Source organism: Rhodoplanes elegans (assembly GCF_016653355.1).
Lineage (GTDB): Bacteria > Pseudomonadota > Alphaproteobacteria > Rhizobiales > Xanthobacteraceae > Rhodoplanes > Rhodoplanes elegans.
The window spans coordinates 776-8,441 of the sequence record NZ_NHSK01000166.1 but is presented as its reverse complement, the minus strand read 5'-3'; the positions used below and the strand labels follow the sequence as shown (position 1 = coordinate 8,441).

At 71.7% G+C, this 7,666-nt stretch carries 5 protein-coding genes and 1 pseudogene; 3 read left to right on the top strand and 3 right to left on the bottom strand.

The features are described from left to right. The 3 genes and pseudogenes from CCR97_RS21025 to CCR97_RS21015 form a co-directional block, all read right to left on the bottom strand. Positions 1-397, bottom strand: a pseudogene (locus CCR97_RS21025) (phage tail tape measure protein); the annotation flags it as partial. After that, complete coding sequence (locus tag CCR97_RS31860) at positions 390-584, bottom strand: rcc01693 family protein (protein ID WP_111358334.1); 195 nt, start codon at positions 582-584, stop codon at positions 390-392. The pseudogene CCR97_RS21025 and the gene CCR97_RS31860, both read right to left, overlap by 8 nt. 32 nt (positions 585-616) lie before the next feature. Beyond that, complete coding sequence (locus tag CCR97_RS21015; RefSeq protein WP_111358338.1) at positions 617-1,030, bottom strand: gene transfer agent family protein; 414 nt, start codon at positions 1,028-1,030, stop codon at positions 617-619. Positions 1,031-1,245: 215 nt separating this feature from the next. Here CCR97_RS21015 and CCR97_RS21010 point away from each other — a divergent pair, with 215 nt between their 5' ends. From CCR97_RS21010 to CCR97_RS32345, 3 genes are all read left to right on the top strand, one after another. After that, positions 1,246-3,345, top strand: a complete 2,100-nt coding sequence (locus CCR97_RS21010; RefSeq protein ID WP_111358335.1) for a methyl-accepting chemotaxis protein — start codon at positions 1,246-1,248, stop codon at positions 3,343-3,345. 181 nt (positions 3,346-3,526) lie between these two features. Next, entirely contained in the window at positions 3,527-5,617 is a 2,091-nt protein-coding gene (locus CCR97_RS21005; protein ID WP_201159811.1) for a methyl-accepting chemotaxis protein, read from the top strand. Between the two features lie 208 nt (positions 5,618-5,825). Beyond that, positions 5,826-7,666 (top strand): methyl-accepting chemotaxis protein (locus tag CCR97_RS32345; RefSeq protein ID WP_201159810.1); only part of this gene is annotated, 1,841 nt, incomplete at its 3' end.

The window sequence follows — 7,666 nt, the reverse complement described above, 5'->3', positions numbered from 1 at the left end:
GCGGAAAGTAGGTCGGCGTGCCGATCACGCCGCCGGCCGCGAACGGTTTTATGGCGCCGTGCGCCGCGACGACGCCGAGCCGTCCCGCCCCGCCGCCACCCGAAAAGCTGGAGAGGAGGCTCTGCAGGCCGCTGGCGATCCCGCCGGTCAGCGGCGCCAGCGCCGACTTGAGCGTCAGGTCGGAGAGCCGCAGCACCAGCGACTTGAACACGTCGTCGAGCTGCTTGCTGCCCGACACGGCGGACACCAGGGCACCCGACATCGCCGAGGAGAACGCCTTGGCGTTGATCTGCAGATCGACGAGCCGACGCGACAGCGCGTCGGCGCGTCGCTCGGTCTCGTCGAAGTCGCCGGCGAGGCTCCGCGAGAGCCCGGAGGGGTCGAGGTCGTCAGCCATCGGGATGTCTCCTCATCAGATCGTCGAGGGCGGCGCGGTCGATCGTGGCGGCGAGGCCGAAGCCGCGCGCCCGCAGCGCCAGCGCGAGCTCGCGCGGCGTCGTCCGCCAGAAGGCGTCGGGAGAGAGCCGCAGGACACCGAGGCCGAGGCCGATCGCCTCGTCCCAGGGAAACGGCGCCGCCGGCACGCCGCGCCGGGCCGCGCCGGGCCGCGTGCCGCTCAGCGGCAGCCGGCGCCCTGCGGCGGAGTAGGGTTTTCGTCGCCCCCTGCCCGGCCACGTGCCGCCGGAGTCGGAGCCGGAGGCGGAGCGGGGGTGGCGGGCGCGGGCTCGCCGAACGTCACGGCCAGAAGCTCGGCCGCGATCGCGACGAAGCCCATGGCGCCGCCGGGCGCCGTCATGGCGGCGACCTCCGCGTCCGTCACGCTCTCCCCGGCGCCGCGAAGCCCCGCCGCGACGACGCGCGTCAGATCGCGGGCCGCCATCCGGCCGGTCGCGAAGCGCTCGGCCAGCGCGACGAGATCGTCCGCCCCGAAGGCGCTCTCCAGCTCGGCGAGCGCGCCGAGCGTCAGCACCAGGCGCCGGCGCGCGCCGCCGAGCTCGGCCTCGATCTCGCCGCGATGTCGATTGGCCATGTCTTGCTCCTCGGGCGTCGTCGGCCGGCGCCGCACGAAGCGGTCGCGGCCGAAGAACATGCCTCTAGTAAGAACGATCTATAACGACTAGCTCGGCTGGCGTGTCGGATGACAGACAAGGTATTCAAAAGTCTCTCTCGCGCGCGGCGCCGTTTCACAGCCGATTAAGGGACGATCTTCATAGTGCTTCCGCCTCGAATGCAGAGCGGACCCCAATGCTTCATCGCGTCTCGTCGAACGTTCTCCTGAAATCCGTCATCCTTCTCCTGTCGGCCGTCGTGGTCCTGGTCCTCGCCGTCGGGGCCGTCGACGCCTGGCGTCGGCAGGCGACGGCGGACCGCCTCGCCGACGTGGCCGAGGTGTCGCGCGATCTGTTCCGCTCGCTCGCCAATCTGCGGCTCGGCCGCGCCCTGATCCCGCGGGCGCTCGCCTTCGACGGCGTCGTCGACGCCGCCCAGCTCAAGCAGATCGAGGACACGCGCACGGCCGGCCGCCCGGCCCTGCAGAACGTGTCGCGGCTGCTGCCGACGATCGACTTCGCCGGCCGCGACGGGCTAACGAAGGAGTTCGGCCGGCTGTCGCAGACCTATCTGGCGCTCGACCAGGAGGCCGCCGCCGAGGTCACGAAGCCCAAGGCGCAGCGCCGCGCCGATCTCGGCAAGGAGCTCGGCGCCACCGCCACGGCGCTGATCACGGTGATCGAGAAGACCGGCCGGGCGATCGACGCCGCGGCGCGCGGCCGCGACGCCTTCATCGACCAGATGATGACCATGAAGGACGCCGCCTGGATGGTGCGGGTCGACGGCGGCGAGATCTCGGTGGCGATGTCCAACGCGCTCGCCGCCAAGAAGCATCTCGACGCCGCCGCGCTCACCACGCTCCAGCGCAACATCGGCCGCGTCCAGTCCGGCTTCGACATGATGGAGGCGACCGCGATCGGCCTGCCGGCCGGCTCGCCCGTGCCGGTCGCCATCCGGGCCGCCCGCGACAGCTTCCTCGGCCCCGACTTCGTCGCCAAGCGCGACCGCATCGTCGCCATGCTGGCCGCCACCGACCAGCCGATCACGCTTCCGGTCGGCGAGTGGACGCTCGACTCGGTGCCGCGGCTGCTGCTGCTCACCAAGGTCGCCGAGGCGGCGCTCGACGCCGCCGGCGATCACGCCCAGGCGCAGGTCGCGGCCGCCGGCACCAATCTGTGGATCAGCCTCGGCCTCGTGGTCGGGGCGCTGGCCCTCGCCGGCGGCGGCATCGTGATGGTCGGCCGCCGGGTGATCCGGCCGCTGCAGGGCATCCAGGCCGCGATGGTGAAGGTCGCCGACGGGGATCTCACGACCGAGGTGCCCTATCTCGATCGCCAGGACGAGATCGGCAGCCTCGCCGCGGCGCTCGGCACCTTCAAGCAGAACGCGGTCGAGAAGGCCCGCTTCGAGGAGGAGCAGGAGAAGCGGCGCGAGCAGGCCGCCCGGCGCCAGAGCACGATCGAGGACGCGATCACCGCGTTCGAGACCGGCATCGGCGAGGCGCTCGGGGCGCTGGGCAGCGCCGCCGGCGACATGCGGCGCACCTCCGACGCGCTCGGCGCCACGGCCGAGCAGACCAACGGCCAGGCCCGCGATGCCGCCTCCTCCTCGGACGAGGCTTCGCAGAACGTCCAGACCGTCGCGGCCGCCTCCGAGGAGCTGTCGTCGTCGATTCACGAGATCAGCCGGCAGGTCGCCCACGCGGCGACGGTGGCCAAGCGCGCCGTCGCCGAGACCGAGGAGACCGACGCGACCGTGCAGGGCCTCACCGACGCGGCCCACAAGATCGGCGAGATCGTCAGCCTGATCACGGCGATCGCCAACCAGACCAATCTGCTCGCCCTCAACGCCACCATCGAGGCGGCGCGTGCCGGCGAGGCCGGCAAGGGCTTCGCCGTCGTCGCCTCCGAGGTGAAGAGCCTCGCCGGCCAGACCGCCAAGGCGACCGAGGACATCTCCGGCCAGGTCGGCGCCATCCAGGAGGTCGCCGACCGGGCGCTCGCCGCCATGCGTCGCATCGTGACGACGATCGGCGAGGTGTCGAACGTGGCGAGCTCGATCGCGGCCGCCGTCGAGGAGCAGGGTGCGGCGACGGCCGAGATCACCCGCAACACGCAAGAGGCGGCACGCCGCACGCGCAGCGTGTCGGAGAACATCTCCGGCGTGCAGGCCTGCGCGGGCGAGACCGGCACGGCGGCGGGCGGCGTCAAGGCGAGCGCCGAGATCCTGAAGACCCAGTCCGACACCCTGCGGAACCGGATCGACGATTTTCTGGAAAAGATTCGCGCCGCCTGAAGCAAGCCTTCAGCACGCCCTTCATAAAACACCCGCCGACGCGCGTCGGCGGGTGTTTTCGCGTCGGCGGCTGGTGCATGACGACCGCACCGCGCCCGCACGGTGGCACTAAGACCGTGACGTAACCCCCGCTTAATCCCAAGGAACTAAGTTCCAGGCACAACACACGGGTGCCCCTGTTATGTCGTCGCGACTGTCCACCAACGTTCTTCTCACCTCCGTCATCGCCCTCATGGCCTCGCTCATCGTCCTCGTCCTCGCGACAGGGGCGTTCGAGGCGTGGCGTACCGATCGCACCGCGACCCGCCTCGCCGACACGGCCGATGCGTCCCGGCAGATGTTCCGGGCCATGGCGGCGCTGCGGGTCAAGCAGTCCTTCACGGCGCGCGCGCTGAACACCGACGGCATGCCGGACCCCGGCCAAGTCAAGCTCATCGCCCAGTCGCGCGGCACGGCCATGCCGGCGCTGCGCGAAACCCTGACCATCCTGCCGAAGATCGACTTCGCGGGCCGCGACGCGCTGGTCGGCGATCTCGCCCGGCTGACCGACGCGATCGACACGTTCGACAAGCAGGCGCTGGAGGACTTCGGCAAGCCGAAGGCGCAGCGCCAGCCCGGCCTCGCCAAGGAGTTCCTCGCCACCTCCAACGCGCTGATCGGCACGCTCGATAAGATCGGCAATACGCTGACGGTCCAGTCGCGCAACGCGGACGCGGTCGTCGACCAGATGATGGCGATCAAGGACGCGGCCTGGCTGGTGCGCGCCGAGGGCGGCGACATCTCGATCGTGATCAGCAACGCGCTCGCCTTCAAGACCCGCATCCCGCCCGAGACCGTGCAGACCGTCCACACCCGGGTCGGCCGCACCGAGGCGGCGTGGCAGCTGCTGGAGAGCGCCGCCGTCGGCCTCGCGCCCGGCTCGCCGGTCGCGACCGCGATGGCGAAGGCGAAGGCCGCCTATTTCGCCCCCGAGCTCGGCGCACTGCGCGAGCGCGTGCTCGCCGCCGGCGCCTCCGGTCAGCCGCTCGACGTGCCGCTGTCGGCCTGGGACGCCGCACAGCGCCTGATGGTCGTCGTGGCGCTGGCCGAGACCGCCCTCGATGCGGCGAGCGATCACGCCCAGGCGCAGGTCGCGACCGCCCGCACCACCCTGGTCGTCCGCCTCGCGCTGCTCGTCGGCGCGCTCGCGCTGGCGGCCGGCGGCATCGTGATGGTGCGCCGCCGGGTGATCCAGCCGCTGCAGGGCATCCGCACCGCCATGGTGAAGGTCGCCGACGGCGACCTTTCGACCGAGGTGCCCTATCTCGACCGTCAGGACGAGATCGGCAGCCTCGCCGCCGCGCTCGCCACCTTCAAGCAGAACGCCGTCGAGAAGGCCGGCATCGAGGCGGAGCAGAGCCGCCGCCGCGAGACCGCGGCGCAGCGCCAGCAGGCGATCGAGACCGCCATCGCCGAATTCGAGACCGGCATCGGCGAGGCGCTCGAGGCGCTCGGCTCGGCCGCCGGCGAGATGCGCCGCACCTCGGAGACGCTCACGACGACGGCCGAGCAGACCAACGGCCAGGCGCGCGACGCGGCGACCTCGTCGGACGAGGCGTCGCAGAACGTCCAGACCGTCGCGGCCGCCTCCGAGGAGCTGTCGTCGTCGATCGGCGAGATCAGCCGCCAGGTGACCCACGCCGCCGTGGTGGCGAAGCGCGCCGTCGCCGAGACCGAGGAGACCGACGCCACCGTGCAGGGTCTCACCGACGCGGCCCACAAAATCGGCGAGATCGTCAGCTTGATCACGGCGATCGCCAGCCAGACCAACCTGCTCGCCCTCAACGCGACGATCGAGGCGGCCCGCGCCGGCGAGGCCGGCAAGGGCTTCGCGGTCGTCGCCTCCGAGGTGAAGAACCTCGCCGGCCAGACCGCCAAGGCGACCGAGGACATCTCGGGCCAGATCGGCGCCATCCAGGAGGTCGCCGACCGGGCGCTCGCCGCCATGCGGCGCATCGGCGCGACCATCACGGAGGTGTCCACGGTGGCGAGCTCGATCGCCGCCGCGGTCGAGGAGCAGGGTGCGGCGACGGCCGAGATCACCCGCAACACGCAGGAAGCGGCGCGGCGCACCCAGAGCCTGTCGGACAACATCGCCGGCGTGCGCAATTGCGCCGATCAGACCGGCACCGCGGCGGGTGGCGTGCGCTCCAGCGCGGCGGTGCTCAACGTCCAGGCCGACAAGCTGCGTGGCGAGGTCGACAGCTTCCTGACAAAGATCCGCGCCGCCTGAGCGGCGCGTGCGCCTGACGACGATCCGAGCAGACGCGCCGGCGGCCCCCGCCGGCGCGTCCTTGTATTCAAGGCCGCGCATCACACTATCGGACGTTGAGCGAAGACGAGATCGACGACAATCCTCGCCTTCCTCTCGCTGCAACTTTCACTAGCACTTAAGGGCTAGAGCGCAGGATGCCGCGGTAATCTGCTCGGGGAGCGCCGTCGTGTCTCGTGTCTCGACCAACGTCCTTCTGACCTCCGTCATCGCCGTGATGGCGGCCGTGATCGTCCTCGTCCTCGCCGGCGGCGCCTTCGACGCCTGGCGCGGCCATGCCACCGCGAGCCGCCTCGCCGACGCCTCCGAGGTGTCGCGCGACCTGTTCAAGGCGATGGCGAACCTTCGCCTCAACCGGTCCCGCTCGGGGCGCGCGCTCAGCGGCGACGGCCTCGCGACGCCGGCCGAGCTCGCCCAGATCGAGCAGGCGCGCACCGCCGGCACGGCGGCGCTGAACGACGCGCTGCGCCTCTTGCCGACGATCGACTTTCCCGGCCGCGACGAGACGGTCCGCGACCTGTCGCGGCTCGCCGACACGCTCGCCACGCTCGACAAGGAGACGGCGACCGAGATGCGCAAGCCGCGCGCCGAGCGCCGACCGGCCCTCGCCCGCGACCTGCAGGCGACCATCGACACGCTGCTCGAGCGCATCCCCCGCGTCGGCGAGTCGCTCGACCTGATCGCCCGCGGCTGCGACGCCGTCATCGATCAGCTCATGCTGGTCAAGGATGCCGGCTGGCTGATCCGCAGCGACTTCGGCGACATCTCGGCGACGCTCTCGAACGCCCTGGCCTACAAGCAGAACCTCGCTCCGCCCGCACAGAAGAAGCTGGCCGAGTCGATCGCCCGCGCCGCCGCCGGGTGGGACATCCTCGAGCGCATCCGCTTCGGCCTCGCGCCGCAATCACCCGTGACCCGGTCGATCGAGACGGCGAAGCGGGCCTATTTGGACCCCGCCTTCACGGCCAACCGCGACCGCGTCGTCACCGCCCTGAGCAGCGACAAGCCCGTCACCATCGCATCGAACGAATGGCGGAGCGAGGCGGTGCCGCGCCTCGACATGATCGCGGCGATCCCGGAGACCGCGCTCGACGTCGCCCGCGACCACGCGGCCGCGCAGGTCGCCGCCGCGCGCATCAACCTGATCGTCCGCCTCGCCCTGCTCGTCGGTGCGCTCGCGCTCGCCGTCGGCGGCGTCCTGATCGTCAACCGCCGCGTCATCCGCCCGCTGCAGGGCATCCGGGCCGCCATGGTGAAGGTCGCCGACGGCGATCTCGCGACCGAGGTGCCGTATCTCGACCGCCGGGACGAGATCGGCAGCCTCGCCGCCGCCCTCGCCACCTTCAAGCAGAACGCGCTCGAGAAGGCGCGCATCGAGGCGGAGCAGCAGGCGCGCCGGGAGCATGCCGCGCATCGCCAGCAGGCGATCGAGCAGGCCATCACGGCCTTCGAGGCCGGCATCGGCGAGGCACTCGCCGCGCTCGGCGCCGCCGCCGGCGAGATGCGCCGCACCTCGGAGACGCTCACGACCACCGCCGAGCAGACCAACGGCCAGGCCCGCGACGCGGCGACGTCCTCGGACGAGGCGTCGCAGAACGTCCAGACCGTGGCGGTCGCCTCGGAGGAGCTGTCGTCGTCGATCGGCGAGATCAGCCGCCAGGTGAGCCACGCCGCGACGGTGGCGAAGCGCGCCGTCGCCGAGACGCAGGAGACCGACGCCACCGTGCAAGGCCTCACCGACGCGGCCCACAAGATCGGCGAGATCGTCAATCTGATCACGGCGATCGCCAACCAGACCAACCTGCTCGCCCTCAACGCGACGATCGAGGCGGCCCGCGCCGGCGAGGCCGGCAAGGGCTTCGCGGTCGTCGCCTCCGAGGTGAAGAACCTCGCCGGCCAGACCGCCAAGGCGACCGAGGACATCTCGGGCCAGATCGGCGCCATCCAGGAGGTCGCCGACCGGGCGCTCGCCGCCATGCGGCGCATCGGCGCGACCATCACGGAGGTGTC

Excerpts from the sequence above, each read along its gene's own strand:
- CCR97_RS21015 (WP_111358338.1), bottom strand. The coding sequence starts at position 1,030 with ATGGCCAATCGACATCGCGGCGAGATCGAGGCCGAGCTCGGCGGCGCG.
- CCR97_RS21010 (WP_111358335.1), top strand. The coding sequence starts at position 1,246 with ATGCTTCATCGCGTCTCGTCGAACGTTCTCCTGAAATCCGTCATCCTT.
- CCR97_RS21005 (WP_201159811.1), top strand. The coding sequence starts at position 3,527 with ATGTCGTCGCGACTGTCCACCAACGTTCTTCTCACCTCCGTCATCGCC.